This window comes from Streptomyces sp. McG3, assembly GCF_018619185.1.
Lineage (GTDB): Bacteria > Actinomycetota > Actinomycetes > Streptomycetales > Streptomycetaceae > Streptomyces.
The window spans coordinates 1-574 of sequence record NZ_JAAXYC010000581.1 but is presented as its reverse complement, the minus strand read 5'-3'; the positions used below and the strand labels follow the sequence as shown (position 1 = coordinate 574).

General features: G+C 73.9%; 1 pseudogene. It reads left to right on the top strand.

From position 1 onward, the window contains the following. Nucleotides 1–574 (top strand): annotated as a pseudogene (locus HET64_RS38565) (CPBP family intramembrane glutamate endopeptidase); the annotation flags it as partial.

The window sequence follows — 574 nt, the reverse complement described above, 5'->3', positions numbered from 1 at the left end:
GGCCCCCGGAATGGAGCCGCCCGCCGACCGGGCCGGTCCGTGCGCCCTCGGGCTCCCGCTACGACGAGCAGGGGCGCAACGGGCAGGGCGGACGGTTCGGCTGGCTGGGCGAACTGCTGACCGCCCTCGCGCTGGTCGTCGTGGGCGTGCTGGCCGTCGGCGTCTTCGGCGCGATCATCGCCGAGGTCCTGGACGCGGGGCCCTCGGACGCGGACAGCGAACTCTTCTTCGAGGACCCGGTCGCCGAACTGGCGGTCTCGCTCGTCGGCATCGCGGTCGGGATACCCATCGTCCTGTGGGTCGTCCGCCTCCTCGGCAGGCGTCCGGCCGGGACCGTGTCCTCCGTCGTCGGACGGCTGCGCTGGGGCTGGCTCGGCCGCTGCGCCGCCGTGGGCTTCCCGCTCATGGCCGTCCAGATCGGGCTGCTGATCGCCTGGACCTGGGACGCGGAACCGCTCGCGGAGTCCGGTTCGGGCTTCCCGGGCTGGCCCTACTTTCTGCTGAGCCTGGCCGTGGTGCTGGCGCTCGTCCCGTTCCAGGCCGCCGCCGAGGAGTACGTCTTCCGGGGCTGGCT